The 15,802-nt window shown below is 63.9% G+C and carries 15 protein-coding genes; 3 read left to right on the forward strand and 12 right to left on the reverse strand.

The annotated features are described in order from the left end of the window. Window positions 1-53 precede the first annotated feature (53 nt). From htpG to AC0L3B_RS06635, 4 genes are all read right to left on the reverse strand, one after another. On the reverse strand, window positions 54-1,931 hold the full coding sequence (gene htpG, locus AC0L3B_RS06620) for a molecular chaperone HtpG (protein ID WP_085350713.1): 1,878 nt from the start codon (window positions 1,929-1,931) through the stop codon (window positions 54-56). Window positions 1,932-2,053: 122 nt separating this feature from the next. Beyond that, window positions 2,054-2,467, reverse strand: a complete 414-nt coding sequence (locus tag AC0L3B_RS06625; protein WP_018453296.1) for a hypothetical protein — start codon at window positions 2,465-2,467, stop codon at window positions 2,054-2,056. A 262-nt stretch (window positions 2,468-2,729) separates the two neighbouring features. Next, window positions 2,730-3,329 carry a nuclear transport factor 2 family protein gene (locus AC0L3B_RS06630; RefSeq protein WP_473380186.1) on the reverse strand — a complete coding sequence of 200 codons (600 nt, stop codon included), beginning with the start codon at window positions 3,327-3,329 and terminating at the stop codon, window positions 2,730-2,732. Between the two features lie 162 nt (window positions 3,330-3,491). Beyond that, window positions 3,492-4,298, reverse strand: a complete 807-nt coding sequence (locus AC0L3B_RS06635) for a response regulator (RefSeq protein WP_007597237.1) — start codon at window positions 4,296-4,298, stop codon at window positions 3,492-3,494. 221 nt (window positions 4,299-4,519) lie between these two features. Between AC0L3B_RS06635 and AC0L3B_RS06640 the strand changes: the two genes are divergently transcribed. Together AC0L3B_RS06640 and AC0L3B_RS06645 are read left to right on the forward strand one after the other, a co-directional pair. Further along, window positions 4,520-4,750, forward strand: a complete 231-nt coding sequence (locus AC0L3B_RS06640; protein WP_026232505.1) for a NepR family anti-sigma factor — start codon at window positions 4,520-4,522, stop codon at window positions 4,748-4,750. After that, a complete protein-coding gene (locus AC0L3B_RS06645; RefSeq protein ID WP_007597240.1) occupies window positions 4,750-5,298 on the forward strand; it encodes a sigma-70 family RNA polymerase sigma factor in 549 nt (182 codons plus the stop codon). Before AC0L3B_RS06640 ends, AC0L3B_RS06645 begins: the two co-directional genes overlap by 1 nt. Before the next feature lie 105 nt (window positions 5,299-5,403). On the opposite strand, the gene AC0L3B_RS06650 is transcribed toward AC0L3B_RS06645, so the two are convergent. The 8 genes from AC0L3B_RS06650 to AC0L3B_RS06685 all read right to left on the reverse strand — a co-directional run bounded on the left by AC0L3B_RS06650 (window position 5,404) and on the right by AC0L3B_RS06685 (window position 14,386). Then, the gene (locus AC0L3B_RS06650) at window positions 5,404-6,102 is read right to left on the reverse strand and encodes a nitroreductase (RefSeq protein WP_204512453.1); all 699 of its coding nucleotides are present in this window, start codon (window positions 6,100-6,102) and stop codon (window positions 5,404-5,406) included. A gap of 134 nt (window positions 6,103-6,236) precedes the next feature. Beyond that, on the reverse strand, window positions 6,237-7,481 hold the full coding sequence (locus tag AC0L3B_RS06655) for an acyl-CoA dehydrogenase (protein WP_473380187.1): 1,245 nt from the start codon (window positions 7,479-7,481) through the stop codon (window positions 6,237-6,239). Between the two features lie 136 nt (window positions 7,482-7,617). Then, window positions 7,618-8,865 carry an acyl-CoA dehydrogenase gene (locus AC0L3B_RS06660; protein WP_018453290.1) on the reverse strand — a complete coding sequence of 416 codons (1,248 nt, stop codon included), beginning with the start codon at window positions 8,863-8,865 and terminating at the stop codon, window positions 7,618-7,620. Window positions 8,866-8,880: 15 nt separating this feature from the next. After that, window positions 8,881-10,008 (reverse strand): acyl-CoA dehydrogenase family protein, encoded by a 1,128-nt coding sequence (locus tag AC0L3B_RS06665; RefSeq protein ID WP_204512454.1) that lies wholly within the window; start codon window positions 10,006-10,008, stop codon window positions 8,881-8,883. Window positions 10,009-10,035: 27 nt separating this feature from the next. Beyond that, complete coding sequence (locus AC0L3B_RS06670; protein WP_085350717.1) at window positions 10,036-11,907, reverse strand: AMP-binding protein; 1,872 nt, start codon at window positions 11,905-11,907, stop codon at window positions 10,036-10,038. Between the two features lie 43 nt (window positions 11,908-11,950). Further along, complete coding sequence (locus AC0L3B_RS06675) at window positions 11,951-12,757, reverse strand: enoyl-CoA hydratase/isomerase family protein (protein WP_204512455.1); 807 nt, start codon at window positions 12,755-12,757, stop codon at window positions 11,951-11,953. Between the two features lie 201 nt (window positions 12,758-12,958). Next, window positions 12,959-13,717 (reverse strand): SDR family NAD(P)-dependent oxidoreductase, encoded by a 759-nt coding sequence (locus AC0L3B_RS06680; protein ID WP_018453286.1) that lies wholly within the window; start codon window positions 13,715-13,717, stop codon window positions 12,959-12,961. 66 nt (window positions 13,718-13,783) lie between these two features. Further along, entirely contained in the window at window positions 13,784-14,386 is a 603-nt protein-coding gene (locus tag AC0L3B_RS06685) for a TetR family transcriptional regulator (RefSeq protein WP_018453285.1), read from the reverse strand. Between the two features lie 210 nt (window positions 14,387-14,596). On the opposite strand from AC0L3B_RS06685, the gene AC0L3B_RS06690 reads away from it, so the two are divergent. Continuing rightward, window positions 14,597-15,769 carry an acetyl-CoA C-acetyltransferase gene (locus AC0L3B_RS06690; protein ID WP_018453284.1) on the forward strand — a complete coding sequence of 391 codons (1,173 nt, stop codon included), beginning with the start codon at window positions 14,597-14,599 and terminating at the stop codon, window positions 15,767-15,769. Window positions 15,770-15,802: the final 33 nt, after the last annotated feature.

A 15,802-nucleotide genomic window follows, 5' to 3' on the forward strand; every position in this document is an offset into this window, starting at 1 on the left:
CGACCGTTCCTGCGCGCAGATGACGGCAAGGTGAGTGCGGTGCACTGCGCCCGCTACGCGCCGAGCCCTTGCAACACCAGCCGGTTCAACCTTGCCGCAAACGCCGCAGGGTCCTCCGGCAGCTCGCCGTCTAGGATCTGCGCCTGTTCGAGCAGGAGCAGGCTGAGATCGTCAACCATCTTGGAGCCGGCCTGAGCCTTCGTGATCGCCGTCACCAGCGGATGGCGCAGGTTGATCTCAAGGATCGGCTTGGTGCGCATGCCACGGTTCTGCTGAGATAGGATGCGCTCGAGCTCGCGGCTCGGGCCCTGGCTGTCGGCGACGAGGCAGGAAGCGGAGCTGGTAAGACGCGTCGAGGCCTTGACGTCGCTGACGCGCTCGCCCAGCGCGGCCTTGATCACCGCAATGGTGGCGGCCTCGTCGGCGAGCGGCTCGTCCTTTTTCGCCTCGTCGGCCTCGTCGACGCGCGGGATCAGGTCGAGATTGAGATCGCCTTGGCTCAGCGACTTCAGCGGCTTGCCGTCAAACTCCGAGGGCATCGAGGTCCAGAAGGCGTCGACGGGATCGGACAGCAGCAGAACTTCGATGCCGCGCGCAGTCGCCGCCTCGAGCCGGGGGTTCGACTTCAGCCGGTCGATGCTGTCGCCGACGAGATAATAGATCTCGGTCTGGTTCGGCTTGAAACCGGCGACGACGTCCTTGAGCGAGCGCTTCTCGCCCGAGGTCGTGGTGAAACGCGACAGCGCGAGCAGCTTTTCTCGGCGTTCGAAATCCTCGTAGATGCCTTCCTTCAGCACCGCGCCGAAGGCCTCCCAGATCTTCGCGAAGTTCTCCGGATCCTTCTCCGCCAGGCTTTCGAGCTCGGACAGCACGCGGGTCGCCACGGCCTTGCGGATCTGCGCGAGCTGCGGATTGTTCTGAAGCATCTCGCGGGAAATGTTGAGCGGGAGATCCTCGCTGTCGACGACGCCGCGGATGAAGCGGAGATAGCCCGGCAGCAGATCGGCATCGTCAGTGATGAACACGCGGCGGACATAGAGCTTGACGCGCCCCTTGCGGTTCGGTTCGAACAGGTCGAACGGCTTCGTCGAGGGCGCGAACAGCAGCACGGCGTAGGAGTAACGTCCCTCCGCGCGATAATGCAGCGTCATCGCGGGATCGTCGAAGGCGGAGGCGATCTGCTGATAGGCCTTCTTGTAGTCTTCCGGCGTGAGCTCGGATTTCGAGCGCTGCCACAGCGCGCTCGCAGAATTGATCTGACGCGGTTCGCCCCCTTCAGGCACGAGCTCGATGGGGAAGAGGATGTTGTCGGAATAAGCGCCGACGATACGTTCGATCTCGTAAGCTTCGAGATATTTCTTCGCATCGTCCTTGAGATGCAGGACGATCTCGGTGCCGCGCTGCACGCGGCCCGCATCCTCCTCGCTGGCACGCGCGATCTCGAAGCCCGAGCCGCCCGAGGACGTCCAGGTCCAGACGTCGCTCTCGCCGGCGCGGCGGCTCACCACGACGATCTTGTCGGCTACCATGAAGGCGGAATAGAAGCCGACGCCGAACTGGCCGATCAGGCCGAGACCATCCTTGGCCTCCTTGAGCTTCGATACGAAGGCCTTGGTGCCCGAGCGGGCGATGGTGCCGAGGTGGTCGATCAGCTCCTGCCGCTCCATGCCAATGCCATTGTCGGCGATCGCAAGCGTTCCGGCCGTCTTGTTCGGAATGATCCGGATCTTGAGCGCGTCGCCTTCGCCCAGCAGCGCCGGATTCGCGATGGCCTCATAGCGCAGCTTGTCGCAGGCGTCAGAGGCATTGGAGACGAGCTCGCGCAGGAAGATATCGGTCTCGGAATAGACGGAATGCACCATCAGGTGCAGAAGCTCGGAAACCTCGGCCTGGAAGGGCTGCGTATGCACAGCCGTGTCTGACGTCGTCATGCGTTTACCCGGTCAATCCAAAGAGGAAGAAACCCGGGATATAACGCGAGGGGGCAGGGGATCAAGTAGACGTCAGCAATCGCCCTCCGGGCGGAGGGCGACTTGTCCGTGGCCAAAGCCGATCAAGTCACACAGCGGCCGGGTTGGAGCAGCTTTGCGACCTCGGTCAGGGAGCTGACCATCGGCTCGCAGGCGATCGTCGGCTTTTTGCGGCTCTGCTTCTGGTCCGGGAGCAACACCGGCGGCTTGGCGTTGCCGGTCTCGATCACCGCGGGGACCCGCAGCAGCACCGACGTGTCGGCCAGATCGTTCAGCCGCATCGACACGGTGCGGGTCGGAACCTCAGCCTGCTTGATGTCGGCCAGCCGGTCCGCTTTGCTGGAGCGATTGACGTTATGGCCCGGCTTGTCAGCGACCGCCTGCCAGCGGTCGGCCGGATCATGGCCGGAGGCCAGCTGCACGGCGCCGACCTGGACGGCGCCAAGCGTCGCGGCGATCGCGACGGCGCCTAAAAATACCTTTTGAATCTGTGACATGGCTGTCGGTCCCTCGCCCCATGGCGATCGCGGGAACAACGCGAGGAGAGGACCCAGAGTTCTCAGGCGTTAAGATCACTTAACCGTGTGCGAAAAGGCAGGGTGCGAAAAGGATGGCCCCACGAAAAATTTTGCAACCCCCTGGAACGACTTTCAGGGACGGGAGTCGTATCAACAGCCGGCTATTCCCCCCTGCCCCATAAGCCGGCGACGTAGGGCGCGACTGTGGTGATGCCAGTCGCGCCTTACTTTTGTCTGGCGTTCAGTTCGCCTTCCCCGCAAGCCACTCCCGCCCCTCCGCATAGAGCTTCTCAACCTCGGGCCCGGTGAGGCCTGGCATGTCGCGCTTGACCTTGTAGCCGATCAGCTCCTGCATGTAGGCGAGGTGGCGGTAGCCTTCGGGCAGCGCGGCAAGGGCTTTCTGGTCGAGCTGAAGCGTCGCGGAGGGATCAACCGGGTCGATCCGGTCCTTCTCGTAGATCGGCTGGCGGCGGACGATGCCCCATTTTCCCTGCCGCTTCTCCAGGAAATCGTAGAAGCGCCCGGTGCAGACGACGTCGCAGGGCACGTCGTGCACCGGTGCGCGCTGCGAGATGGTCATCTTGGTCTGCGCGATGGCGCGCGCCCCCTCGAGATCGATGCTGCAGCCACCGAGGAAATGCAGGATGCGCACGCCCTTGGCGAACCCCTCCTGGCTGACCCGCATGAAATCCCGCGCCGGCCCCTGAAACCAGGTGGCGGACATCCAGCCTTCCTCGTGCCAGACGGTGGCAAAGCGCTCCCAATCGCCGGCATCGCGCCACACCGCCCAGTTCTCGACGACGTCGCGGATGGCGAGGCGATCGAGGAGTTGCTGGTCCATGAACACGTCTCCGATGGCACCGCGGCTGCAACGGCCGCTGCGCGAGGTATGAGCGGCGAATTCGATGGCCGTCAAGCGTGACAACCGGATCAACAAAAATCCGGCGCACCTTGCGGCACGCCGGATCGGATTTCGTCAAAATGCCGGGCGCTGGCGCCTTCGTTACGCCGCCGGTACCTTCGGCGCGCGGTTGCGGGAGTTGCGCTGGAAGAACAGCGCCTGGCTCGCCACCGCCGACACCATCGCCGGCTGGAACGGTTTCGAGATCAGGAAGGCCGGCTCCGGTCGCTCGCCGGTGAGGAAGCGCTCGGGGTATGCGGTGATGAACACCACCGGCACCTCGAAGGTGCGGAGCAGCTCGTTGACGGCGTCGAGGCCCGACGAGCCGTCGGCGAGCTGGATGTCGGCGAGGATCAGGCCCGGTCGCTTGTTCTTTGCCAGCGCGACCGCATCGGCGTGGGTGCGGGCGACGCCGACGACATTGTGGCCGAGGTTCTTCACCAGGCTCTCGAGATCCATGGCGATGAAGGTCTCATCCTCGATGATCAGCACGTCGGTGGCGATCTCGGCTGCCATCTCACGCCCTGCGGCATCCGCAAGCCGGCGCGTCTCACCGACGTCGGTGCCGAGAATGTAGCCGACCTCTTCTTCCGAAAATCCCTCGAGCGAGAGCAGCAGGAAGGCTTGCCGCGGCAAGGGCGTGATGTTGGACAGCCGCCGCTCCGGCGGCATCGGCAGGTTCGTCACCTCGGAATCGTCGTTGACGGAAACGGAATTCCAGATTTGGGTGAACAGCCGGAACAGGCCGGCGCGCGGCCCGTGGCTCTCGTCGAGCACCGACGGATCTCCCAGCATGGCTTCCAACATGGCTGCGACATAGGCGTCACCGGAGGACTGGCTGCCGGTCAGGGCGCGTGCGTACCGGCGCAACAACGGCAAGTGTTCAGCAACAAGCTGTGAACGGGACATCCCCACTCCATATCATCATCGGGCCGACCTTGACGTGCAGGCGTTAGGCGGGGGGCCCGGGTTCCCCTGCTGGGCTGATTACGCCTCAGCCTGAGAAAAGTTCCGCATGGGGGCGGAACTTTTTCTCGCAGCTCGCATTGAGCCTATCCAGGGAACGGCTCCCGGTTGAGAGAACTTCTCGATTTTACAGTTACTTAACTCGGGGAAACGTGGAACAGGTCATGAAAGATCTCAAGTCTCAAGCCAGCAAAAGCACGACCCCCGGCAAGGGGGGGCTCACTCCGGAGATCCAGTCCCGGATCGGGCACCAGCTGCGCGCCATGTACGACGACGTGGTGCGGCAGGGGGTTCCGGACCGGTTCGCGGAACTGATCAAGAAACTTGATGCGCCGGGAGCGACCCCCCAAGTGGAAAATGGTGGCGGCTCTAACGACAACAATGGGAGGGATTGATGCCTCTCACGGATTCCCTGCGTAACGACATCCTGGCGGCCGTGCCCAGTCTGCGCGCGTTTGCCATCTCGCTCAGCGGCAATGCGGACCGCGCCGACGATCTGGTCCAGGAGACGCTGTTGCGGGCGCTCGCCAACATCGACTCGTTCCAGCCCGGCTCCAATCTGCCGGCATGGCTGTTCACGATCCTGCGCAACCTGTTCCGCTCCGACTATCGCAAGCGGCGGCGGGAAGTCGAGGATGCCGAAGGCAATTATGCTAAGACGCTGAAGACGCAGCCCTCGCAGAACGCCCATCTTGAGTTCGAGGAATTCCGCACGGCGCTCGACAAGCTTCCGCAGGACCAGCGTGAAGCGCTGATCCTCGTCGGCGCCTCCGGCTTCTCCTATGAGGACGCGGCTTCGATCTGCGGCTGCGCAGTCGGCACGATCAAGAGCCGCGTCAACCGTGCGCGCTCCAAGCTCGCGGCGCTGCTCTATGTCGACGGCGCCGAGGATTTCGGGCCCGACGAGACCATTCGCGCCGTGATCGGCGGCAGCGGCGGCTGACGGCCGGCGTCAATCGAACTGAGACCGCGATGAAGGCGGCCGCATCCGCGGCCGTCTTTTCGCGCGAACGGGATCACGTCCAATACGGAGCGTGCATCGCCTCGATCACTCGTCCACGAAGGTCACGGTCTCGGCCAGGCTCGCACGCGACGTCCGGTAGCTGTTGACCTTGTGGGCATTGTCGGCATAGCCGAACGAGATACCGCAAACGATGCGGCGATCATCAGGCAAATTGAAATGGCGGCGGATCAGGCCGGAGTGGCGCGCGAGCGCCGCCTGCGGAATTGTGCCGAGCCCGAGCGCCTGCGCGGCCAGCATGAAGTTCGAGACATAGGCGCCGCAATCGATCGCACCGTAGATGCCGAGCGGCTCGTCGGTATGGATGACGGCCACATGCGGCGCGCCGAAGAAATTGTAGTTCTCCAGCGCCTGCTTGGCATAGGCCATCTTGTCTCCGCGCGCGATGCCGAGCGTGTTGTAGAGCTGAAAACCGCTCTCGCGGCGGCGTTCGAGATAGGCGCCGAGATATTCGCGCGGCGGCGTGAAATCATAGTCGTCCCCGAGCCCGCCCGAAGCCTCCTTGTAGATCAGCTTGCGGAAACGCTCCTTGGCCTCGCCGCTGGCGATGACGACCTGCCAGGGCTGGCTGTTGCACCAGGACGCCGTGCGCTGCGCGGTGGTCAGCACGTGCTCGATCGTCGCGCGATCGACTTCCTTGGCCAGGAAGGCGCGCACCGAGTAGCGCTCGTTGAGCAGCTCTTCGAGCACGCCGATGCGGTTGTTATGATTGACTGCAGCGTCCATTGCTTAAGCTCGCTTTCGTGCCCCGGACGCGACGCAGCACGAAGTGATGCGGCGCTGAGGCGGGGCCCATTGTGGCCTGTCTGTTACGGCTCCTGGGTCCCGGCTCGCGCTTCGCGCGTCCGGGACACGAGATGTCAACGCCCCTTGGTCGGAATCTTGTTGTACGGCACGTCCTTGTCCACGCGGATGTCGCCCGGCAATCCCAGCACGCGCTCGGCGATGATGTTGCGCAAGATCTCGTCGGTGCCGCCCGCGATGCGCATCGAAGGCGAGGACAGCAGCATCTGCTGGAACTGGCCCTGCACGGTCTCCTCGTCCGTGCCGGTGAGAACGCCGGCCGCGCCCTGGAGGTCCATGGCATAGGTCGCGATGTCCTGTAGCATCATGCCGGAGACGAGCTTGCCGATCGAATTTTCCGGTCCCGGCCGCTCGCCCTTGGACAGCGCCGAGATCGCGCGGTAGCTGGTGTATTTCAGCCCGCTCGACTTCACCGCCCAGCTCGCGAGTTTTGAGCGCACGGCGGGATCGTCGATGGCGAGGCCATCCTCCAGCATCAGGTTGGAGCAGAACTCGAACATCTCCGGGACGCCGGTCGCAAGCCGCGAGCCGATCGACATGCGCTCGTTCATCAGCGTGGTCAGCGACACGCTCCAGCCCTCGCCGATGGCGCCAAGACGCTGGCTGTCGGGAATGACGACGTCGGTGAAATAGACCTCGTTGAACTCCTGCATGCCGTTGGCCTGCTTGATCGGGCGCACCTCGACGCCGGGGCTCTTCATGTCCAGGAAGAACATGGTGAGACCTTTGTGCTTGGGCACATTGGGATCGGTGCGCGCGATCAAAAGTCCGTAGTCGGAATAGTGCGCACCCGAGGTCCAGATCTTCTGGCCGTTGACGACCCAATTGTCGCCCTTCTTCTCCGCGCGCGTGCGCAAGCCCGCGACGTCAGAGCCCGCTGATGGCTCGGAGAACAGCTGGCACCAGATCTCCTCGCCCGCGGCCAGCTTCGGCAAATGGCGCCGCTTGGCCTCCTCGCTGCCAAAAGCCATCACGGTTGGCCCGCACATGCCCTCGCCGATCTGGAACGGCTGCGTCAGCTTGCCATAGACGCCTTCCTCCTGCTGCCAGATCACGCGCTCGATCGGCGTCGCACCGCGGCCGCCATATTCCTTGGGCCAATGCAGGCAGGCCCAATTGCCTTCGGCCTTCTTCTTCTGCCAGGCCTTGCCGACATCGACGATGTCGTGGTTGGCCAGCCGGATGCGGCCGAGCGAGGATTTTGACAGCTCAGCCAAAAACTCCTTCGGCGCGTTGGCCTCGACCCATTTGCGCGCGGTCTCGCGCAAGGCGGCTTCCTGCGGGGTGTCGTCGAAATTCATGGCGGACCTCTTCGTTCTTGCTCTGTCTTAGTCCCTCATGGTGAGTGGCGCGCAGCGCCGTCTCCACCCACGAGGCCCCAGTTGGGCCTGCATCCTTCGAGACGCCGCGCTCCGCGGCTCCTCAGGATGAGGATCATCAGCCTCTTCCCTTCGTCAGGATCCTGTTGAACGGCACGTCCTTGTCGACACGGATGTCGCCGGGCAGGCCCAGCACCCGCTCGGCGATGATGTTGCGCATGATCTCGTCAGTGCCGCCTTCGACACGGGTTCCCGGCGCGCGCAGCAGCATCGCCTGGAAGCGGCCGGCGAGTTCGGAATCTTCGGCACCGCTGATCACACCGGCAGCGCCTTGCAGATCCAGCGCATAGGTCGCGACATCCTGGATCATGGAGCCCGCGACCAGCTTGCCAATGGAGTTCTCCGGTCCCGGACGCTCGCCCTTCGACAGCGCCGAGATCGCGCGCATGCTGGTGTATTTCAGTCCGCTCGCTTTCGCCGCCCAGCTCGCCAGCTTCGCGCGCACCGCGCGGTCCTCGATTGCCGGGCCATCGTCCAGCATCAGGCTGGAGCAATATTCGAACAGCTCGGGGAAGCCGGTCGAGACGGCCGCGCCGATCGCGCTGCGCTCGTTCATCAGCGTGGTCAGCGAGACGTTCCAGCCGTCACCGACCTCGCCGAGGCGCTGGTGATCGGGAATGCGGACGTTGGTGAAATAGACTTCGTTGAAGTCGGAAGCGCCGCTCGCCTGCTTGATCGGCCGCACCTCGACGCCAGGGCTCTTCATGTCCAGGAAGAACATGGTAAGGCCCTTGTGCTTGGGCACGGTCGGATCTGTGCGGGTGAGCAGAATGCCGTAATCGGAATAGTGCGCGCCCGACGTCCAGATCTTCTGGCCGTTGATCACCCAGTCATCGCCATCCTTCTCGGCGCGCGTGCGTAGGCCCGCAACGTCGGAGCCGCCGGCGGGCTCGGAGAACAGCTGGCACCAGACCTTTTCGCCGGAGGCGAGTGGCGGCAAATAGGCGCGCTTATGCTCCTCGCGCGCGAACGCCATCATGGTCGGCCCGCACATGCCGTGGCCGATGATGAACATGCGGGATAGCTGGCCGAACGGCCCTTCTTCCTGCTGCCAGATCACACGTTCGATCGGCGACGAACCGCGGCCACCATACTCCTTCGGCCAATGCAGGCAGGCCCAGCCGGCATCTGCCTTCTTCTTCTGCCAGGCCTTTGCCACTTCCAGAATGTTGGCGTTCTTCAATTGCGTGCGGCCGAGCGAGGACTTGCGAAGCTCCTCCTCGTACTGCTTGGGCGCATTTGCCGCGATCCAGGCGCGAGCCGTGGCGCGAAATTCGGCTTCTTGCAGAGTGTCGTCGAAGTTCATGACGTTGCCTTTCGCCTACGCCGCGTTCTTCTTGCGCATGCGGTCGATCAACTGGTCTTCCCAATAGGACAGGCTGCCGAGCCCGAGCGCCATCGCGTTGGCGCGGCGGTAGTACATGTGGCAGTCGAACTCCCAGGTGAAACCCATGCCGCCGTGAACCTGGATGTTGTTCTTGGCGCAGTGCTGGAACGCCTGCGTCGCGCTGATGCGGGCCGCGGCGGCGGCTTCCGGCAGCTCCGCGGCGTTGGTCGAGAGCGCCCAGGCGCCGTAATAGCTGTTGGAACGCGCCAGCGTCGCCGACACGTACATGTCCGCCAGCATGTGCTTGACGGCCTGGAACGAGCCGATCTGTCGCCCGAAGGCGATGCGGTCGAGCGCGTAGTCGCGGCCCATCTCCAGCGCGCGGTCGGAGCCGCCCACCTGCTCGAATGCGCAGAGCACCGCGGCGCGATCGAGCACTTGAGTCAAGATGCTCCAGCCTTCGCCGGCCGCGCCCAGCGGCTCGGCCTTGCAATCCCTGAAAGTGATCTCGGCCTGTCCGCGGGTCGGATCGAGATTGGTCAGGCTTTTCACCTCGACTCCGCCGGCCCTGAGATCGACAATGAACAAGGAGATGTCGCCGTCGCGCCCGCTCGATCCCGTGCGTGCCGCGACCACCGCGAAGTCCGCGATCGCGCCATCGGCGACCGGCTTCTTGACACCGTTGAGCATGCCATTCGCAGCCGTCAGCTTGATGGTCTTCGGTGACGGATTGCCTTTTCCCTCGAACAGCGCCAGCGTTCCGATCGCCTCGCCCGAGGCAATCGCCAGCAACCATTTCTTCTTCTGCGCGTCACTGCCGGCGATCAGCAGCGCCTCGGCAGCCAGATAGACGGTGGAGGAAAACGGCACCGGCGCGTTCGCCCGGCCCATTTCTTCGGCGATCACGCAAAGTTCGAGATGACCGGCGCCCGCGCCGCCGAATTCCTCCGGGATTGCGACACCGAGAAAACCCATCTCGGCGAGGCCTTTCCACAGGTCCTTGTCGTACGGCGCCTTGCCGTCGAGAACTGCGCGCACCGCCTTCGGTGGGCACTTCTCGGTGAGGAATTTGCGCGCCTGGTCGCGGAGCTGCTTCTGGTCGTCGGAGAAATCGAAGTTCATGGCGCGTACCCGTGTTGATGATGTCGATTACTTGAGAATGATGACGTCCCGATCAGGATTCTCCGCATAAAGGCGCTCCACCAGCCCGGCGCGGCGCTCCAGGCCGGCGCGCTGGTTGATGTAACCCTTGTCGGTGAGCTCGTTACCGTCGATCGATGGCGGTTCCGCCATCAGCATGGCGCGCGCGATGATACGGCTGCTGGCGCCTTCGCACTCCTTGTTGTGAGCTTCCAGCCCGCGCCTGAAGCAAGCGATCACCTCGGGATGCTTCACTGCATCCTCGAAGCTGAGATCGGGATTGCCGACGAGCTGGCGGCAGGCATGCAGGTTCGGCCACGCCAGCAGGCCGATGAAGGCACGATCCTGCCCCGCGACCAGCGCGTCATGCACGACGGGCGTCGCGGCGGCGATCGCATCCGTACGGAGCGAACCGACATGGACGAAGGTGCCGGTGGTCAGCTTGAAATCCTCGACGACGCGCCCGGCAAAGATGATGCCCTTCACCGGATCGGTGTCGTCGACGAAGATTCCGGCGTCGCCGATGCAATAAAAACCTTCCTCGTCGAACATTTTTTTCGTCAGGTCAGGCTGGCCGAAATAACCCGGGGTGACGTTGACGCCGCGCAGACGCAGCTCGTATTTCGAGCCGCAGGGCACCATCTTCAACTCGACGCCGGGGAACGGCAGGCCGATCAGGCCGACGCGTTCGGTGTCCCAATAGGTACCGGTCGATGTCGGCGCGGTCTCGGTCGAGCCCCACCCGGTGTAGAACACGATGCGCTCACCGGTGGTCTTCACGGCGAGGGCCTGCATGCGGTCGTAGAGATCATCCGGCAGTCGCGCGCCGCCATAAGCCATGATCGAGAGGTTCTTGAAGAAGGATCGGCACAGCGCGTCGTCCTTTTCCATGGCGGCGGCGAGCGCGGCATAGCCCGCGGGGACGTTGGCGTAATAGGTCGGCGAGATCTCGCGCAGATTGCGCAGCGTCTCATCGAACTGGCCCGGCATCGGCCGGCCGTCATCGATATAGAGCGTGCCGCCATCGACCAGGATCGGATGGAACGCCGCATTGCCGCCCATGGTGTGGTTCCAGGGCATCCAGTCCAGCATGGTCGAGATCGGACCGCCGGGATCGCGCGGCCGTACCTGCATCATCATCGCCGCATTGGCGCACATCATCGCTTGCGTGTTGATGACGGCCTTGGGCATGCCGGTCGAACCTGACGTGAACAGCAGTTTGCCGACGGTCTCAGGCGTGATCTTCGCGATCGACGCTTCGACATCGGCGGTCACGGCTGTCGCCGCGAGCTCGGCGAAGCTGACGCTCTCGATACCCTCGCAGGGCCGCGAGACGTGAACGACGGTGACGCCGGTGAGATCGAGCGCTTTCAGCGCCTTCTCGAAGGTTGGGCCGTCCTGCACCATCACCACGCCGGGCTTGATGAGGTCGAACAGGTATTTCAGCTTGACGTGATCATGGCTCATCAATGAGTAGGCCGGCGAGACCGGCGCGGCAGGGACGCGCGCCTGCATCGCGGCCTGCGTCATCAACGCGTGCTCGATCGAATTGCCGGAGAGGATCGCGACCGGGCGGCCATCGAGCGCGAGATTGAGCAGGCCCTGCGTCAGCGCATCCACGGTGCGCTTGGCTTCGCCATAGGACAATTTGCGCCATTCGCGGTTCGGGCCACCGCGCTGGGCAAGCCAGATCCGCTCTGGCGCTTCCTTCGCCCATTTTGCCAGCGAAGCCGGAATATGCTTCTCGTAGGTCTGCAGCGGGATGCGCGACTTCAGCACCACCGTGCCGTCGTCGCGGCGCTCGACGTCGATGTCGCGCGCAAGCCACTTGACCTTGCGAAAGGTGGGTTTCGTCATCACCGCCGCCGCGCTTCCACTCATAGTGCGTCTCCCGGAATTTCTCGTCCTTTACGGATCTTCATTGTCAGCGCCTGATATAGACAGGCTTTCGCTTCTCAAGGAAGGCCCTGATGCCTTCCGAAAATTCCTCGGAGCGGCTGCACAGGACCTGGTTGCGATCCTCCATCGCGATTACGGCTTCCAGCGATCCGGCATCGACGCTCATGTTGAGACATTCTTTGGACAGGCGTAGGCCCACGGGCGAGGCCGTGATCATCGCGTCGACATAGGGTTCGGCGGCCTCAGCGAGCTTGTCCTCGTCGACGACCTCGGAGACCAGCCCGACCGCGAGTGCGCGTTCGGCCCCGATGAAGCGTCCGGTGAGGATCAGCTCCGATGCCACGGAGACACCGACAAGGCGTGGCAGGAAATAGCTGGTGCCAATGTCGCAGCCGCCAAGGCCGAGCTTGATGAAGGCGCAGTTCATCCGCGCCGATCTCGTCGCGATGCGGATATCGGAGGCGAGCGCGAGTGCAAAGCCGCCGCCGGCGGCCGCGCCCTGTACCAGCGCGAGGATCGGCTGCGGACAGCGCCGCATCAGCATCACGATGTCGGCGATGCGTCGCTGCGAATCCAGCGACTCGGTGACATCAGGCGGCTCCTGCTGCCCGGCACGACGCTGCATTGCAGCCTTGAGGTCGAGGCCCGCACAGAAATTCTTGCCAGCGCCCTTCAGCACCACGACGCGCGTGTCGCGGTTGCGCTGGAGGCCCTGGAAGTAGACATTGAGCGCGTCGATCAGCGCAGGATCGAGCGCGTTGAGGTGTTCCGGACGATTGAGCGTCACGGTATCGACGCCGTCATTGTGCTCGATCAGCAGCGGTTGGGACATGCGCGCGACTTCCTTCATCCGCAACGATGGTGCCGATTACTGCGCCCTCTCCCCTTGTGGGAGAGGGCATGTACGTCACGCGCCGCGCATTCGCTCGGGTGAGGGGTCTGCCTCCACAGGTGAGATCGTGGAGAGAACCCCTCATCCGGCGCGCTCAGGAGCGCGCCACCTTCTCCCACAAGGAGAGAAGGAAAAAGAGCTCTACCGCGGCGCCATGCGGATCGCGCCGTCGAGGCGAATGGTTTCGCCATTGAGCATTGGGTTCTCGACGATGTGCACGGCCAGCGACCCGTATTCATTGGCGTCGCCGAGACGCGCGGGATGCGGCACCTGGGCACCGAGGCTCTTGCGGGCCTCTTCGTTCAAGCCCATCAGCAGCGGCGTCAGAAATAGCCCGGGGGCGATGGTGTTGACGCGGATCTTCTGGCTCGCGAGGTCGCGCGCGGCCGGCAGCGTGAGACCGACGACGCCGCCCTTCGACGCTGCATAGGCGATCTGGCCGATCTGGCCTTCGTAAGCCGCGACCGAAGCAGTGTTGACGATGACGCCGCGCTCTTCACCGACCGGCTCGATCGTGACCAAGCGCTCGGCGAACAGACGCAGGCAGTTGAACGTGCCGATCAAATTGACGTTGATGATGCGCGCGAACTTTTCCAGCGGGTAGACTCCATCGCGGCCGACGATGCGCTGCGAGCCGCCGATGCCGGCGCAGTTCATCAGCACGCGCGCGACGCCGTGCGCGGCTTCCGCATTGGCGATCGCCGCCTTGATCTGCTCCTCGCTGGTGACGTCGGCATGAAGCGCGATGCCCTTCACTTCGGCGGCGACCTTCTCGGCGTTTTCCTTGCTCTGGTCGATCACGCCGATCTTGGCGCCCTTGGCGGCCATGGCGCGGGCAGTCGCGGCACCAAGGCCCGACCCGCCGCCGGTGATGAGAACGGCTACGTCTTTCAACTGCATCGCTTGTACCTTTCCTCGAACCTTTTCTTGGGCGTTTCTTCTCTAGACTTCTGCGTTCTGGCCGGATCATCCGGCCGCGGCGGCTTCCTCGATATTCGTGAGAATGCCGCCGCAGATCAGCGTTTCCATGTGCTTGATATATTGCCGGCAGACGTCGTCGGTGACCGGGCCGACGCCGGTCGCGCGTGACATCGCGTGCCGGCCGAAGAACAAATGATCGCAGGCGCCGATCAGGCTGGTGTAGAACAGCACGGGATCGGTGGCGCGGAATTCGCCCTGACTGACGCCTTCGGCGAGCAGGCGGCGATGGAAATCCAGCAGCGGTGCGACGAAGAATTTCGAGACTTCGTCCGCGGAGCCCGCGACGCTCTCGTGCAGCAGATAGTGAATCAACCGGTTCATGTAGGGAAACCGGTGATAGGCGCGGATGATGCCGCCGATGTGCAGCTTCAGCTTCGCGGTCGGCGTGATCGGCTGCGCCAGCAGATATTCCAGGTTGGACAGTTCCGTTCCTGCGTCGCGCTCGAGCAGCGCCAGCAGCAGGCCGTCCTTGTTGCCGAAGTGATATTTGACCAGCGCGGCGTTGGCGCCGGACTTCTGGGCGATGTCGCTCAGGGAAATCTCGATCGAGGAGCGTTCGATCATCAGCTCGCTCGCGGCCACGAGCAATTTCTCTGCCGTGGAATTCTTTCCGCTGGGGAGCCTGTTCGGTACGCTGGTAGTCACGGAGATCCCTGATTTTGGCGGAAGAGCGGCCGCAGATAAGCCCAAGCAGCGCCTCCCCACAAGAGTTAATTGATCGATTGACTAAACAACCGGTCGCCCCTTAAATCCCGCCCCGACAACCAACCGTTCAAAATAATCCAGGGAGAAACCGACATGGCCGAGGCTTATATCGTCGCCGCTGCGCGTACCGCCGGTGGGCGCAAGGGGGGCCGCCTCGCCGGATGGCATCCGGCCGATCTCGCCGCGAAGGTGCTGGACGAGTTGGTCGACCGCACCAAGGTCGATCCCGCGCTGGTCGAGGATGTGATCATGGGCTGCGTCATGCAGGTCGGCGAGCAGTCCAACAACGTGGCGCGCAACGCCATCATGGCCTCGAAACTGCCGGAGAGCGTGCCGGGCACCTCGATCGACCGCCAATGCGGCTCGTCGCAGCAGGCGCTGCATTTTGCTGCGCAGGCCGTTATGTCGGGCGCGATGGACGTGGTGATCGCCGCCGGCGTGGAATCGATGACGCGCGTGCCGATGGGCCTGTCGTCGCAGCTTCCCGCCAAGAACGGCTTTGGCAATTACAAGAGCCCGGGTATCGAGCAGCGTTATCCCAACATCGTGTTCAGCCAGTTCACCGGCGCCGAGATGATGGCCGAGAAGTACGGCCTCTCCAAGGATGAGCTCGACGAGTACTCCTACAACAGTCATCAGCGCGCGATCGCGGCGACGCAGGCCGGCCGTTTCAAGACGGAGATCGTGCCGCTTGAGATCACCCGCGCCGACGGCTCCAAGGACACCCACCACATCGACGAGGGCATCCGCTTCGACGCCACACTCGACGGCATCAAGGGCGTCAAGCTGATCGCCGAGAATGGCAAGCTCTCCGCGGCCAGCGCCAGCCAGATCTGCGACGGCGCTTCCGGCGTGATGGTGGTGAACGAGCGTGGCCTGAAGCAGCTCGGCGTGAAGCCGCTGGCGCGCGTCCACCACATGACCATGATGGGTGGCGATCCCGTGATCATGCTCGACGCACCGCTGCACGCCACCAAGCGCGCGCTGGAGAAGGCCGGCATGGCGATCGACGACATCGACCTGTTCGAGGTCAACGAGGCCTTTGCCTCGGTGCCGACCGCGTGGCTGAAGACCACCGGCGCCGATTCGGAACGTCTCAATGTCAATGGCGGCGCCATCGCGCTCGGCCATCCGCTCGGCGGCTCCGGCACCAAGCTGATGACGACGCTGGTGCATGCCTTGCATCAGCGCGGCAAACGCTATGGCCTGCAGACCATGTGCGAAGGCGGCGGCATGGCGAATGTGACGATCGTGGAGCGGCTGTAAGCCCTCTCGTGTCCCGGACGCGCTGCAGCGTGA

Source organism: Bradyrhizobium sp. Kon56 (assembly GCF_055807635.1).

Coding starts and splice junctions, on each gene's coding strand:
- AC0L3B_RS06645 (WP_007597240.1), top strand. CDS start 4,750: ATGCCTCTCACGGATTCCCTGCGTAACGACATCCTGGCGGCCGTGCCC.
- AC0L3B_RS06635 (WP_007597237.1), bottom strand. CDS start 4,298: ATGTCCCGTTCACAGCTTGTTGCTGAACACTTGCCGTTGTTGCGCCGG.
- htpG (WP_085350713.1), bottom strand. CDS start 1,931: ATGACGACGTCAGACACGGCTGTGCATACGCAGCCCTTCCAGGCCGAG.
- AC0L3B_RS06625 (WP_018453296.1), bottom strand. CDS start 2,467: ATGTCACAGATTCAAAAGGTATTTTTAGGCGCCGTCGCGATCGCCGCG.
- AC0L3B_RS06655 (WP_473380187.1), bottom strand. CDS start 7,481: ATGAATTTCGACGACACCCCGCAGGAAGCCGCCTTGCGCGAGACCGCG.
- AC0L3B_RS06675 (WP_204512455.1), bottom strand. CDS start 12,757: ATGTCCCAACCGCTGCTGATCGAGCACAATGACGGCGTCGATACCGTG.
- AC0L3B_RS06670 (WP_085350717.1), bottom strand. CDS start 11,907: ATGAGTGGAAGCGCGGCGGCGGTGATGACGAAACCCACCTTTCGCAAG.
- AC0L3B_RS06680 (WP_018453286.1), bottom strand. CDS start 13,717: ATGCAGTTGAAAGACGTAGCCGTTCTCATCACCGGCGGCGGGTCGGGC.
- AC0L3B_RS06650 (WP_204512453.1), bottom strand. CDS start 6,102: ATGGACGCTGCAGTCAATCATAACAACCGCATCGGCGTGCTCGAAGAG.
- AC0L3B_RS06690 (WP_018453284.1), top strand. CDS start 14,597: ATGGCCGAGGCTTATATCGTCGCCGCTGCGCGTACCGCCGGTGGGCGC.
- AC0L3B_RS06630 (WP_473380186.1), bottom strand. CDS start 3,329: ATGGACCAGCAACTCCTCGATCGCCTCGCCATCCGCGACGTCGTCGAG.
- AC0L3B_RS06665 (WP_204512454.1), bottom strand. CDS start 10,008: ATGAACTTCGATTTCTCCGACGACCAGAAGCAGCTCCGCGACCAGGCG.
- AC0L3B_RS06640 (WP_026232505.1), top strand. CDS start 4,520: ATGAAAGATCTCAAGTCTCAAGCCAGCAAAAGCACGACCCCCGGCAAG.
- AC0L3B_RS06660 (WP_018453290.1), bottom strand. CDS start 8,865: ATGAACTTCGACGACACTCTGCAAGAAGCCGAATTTCGCGCCACGGCT.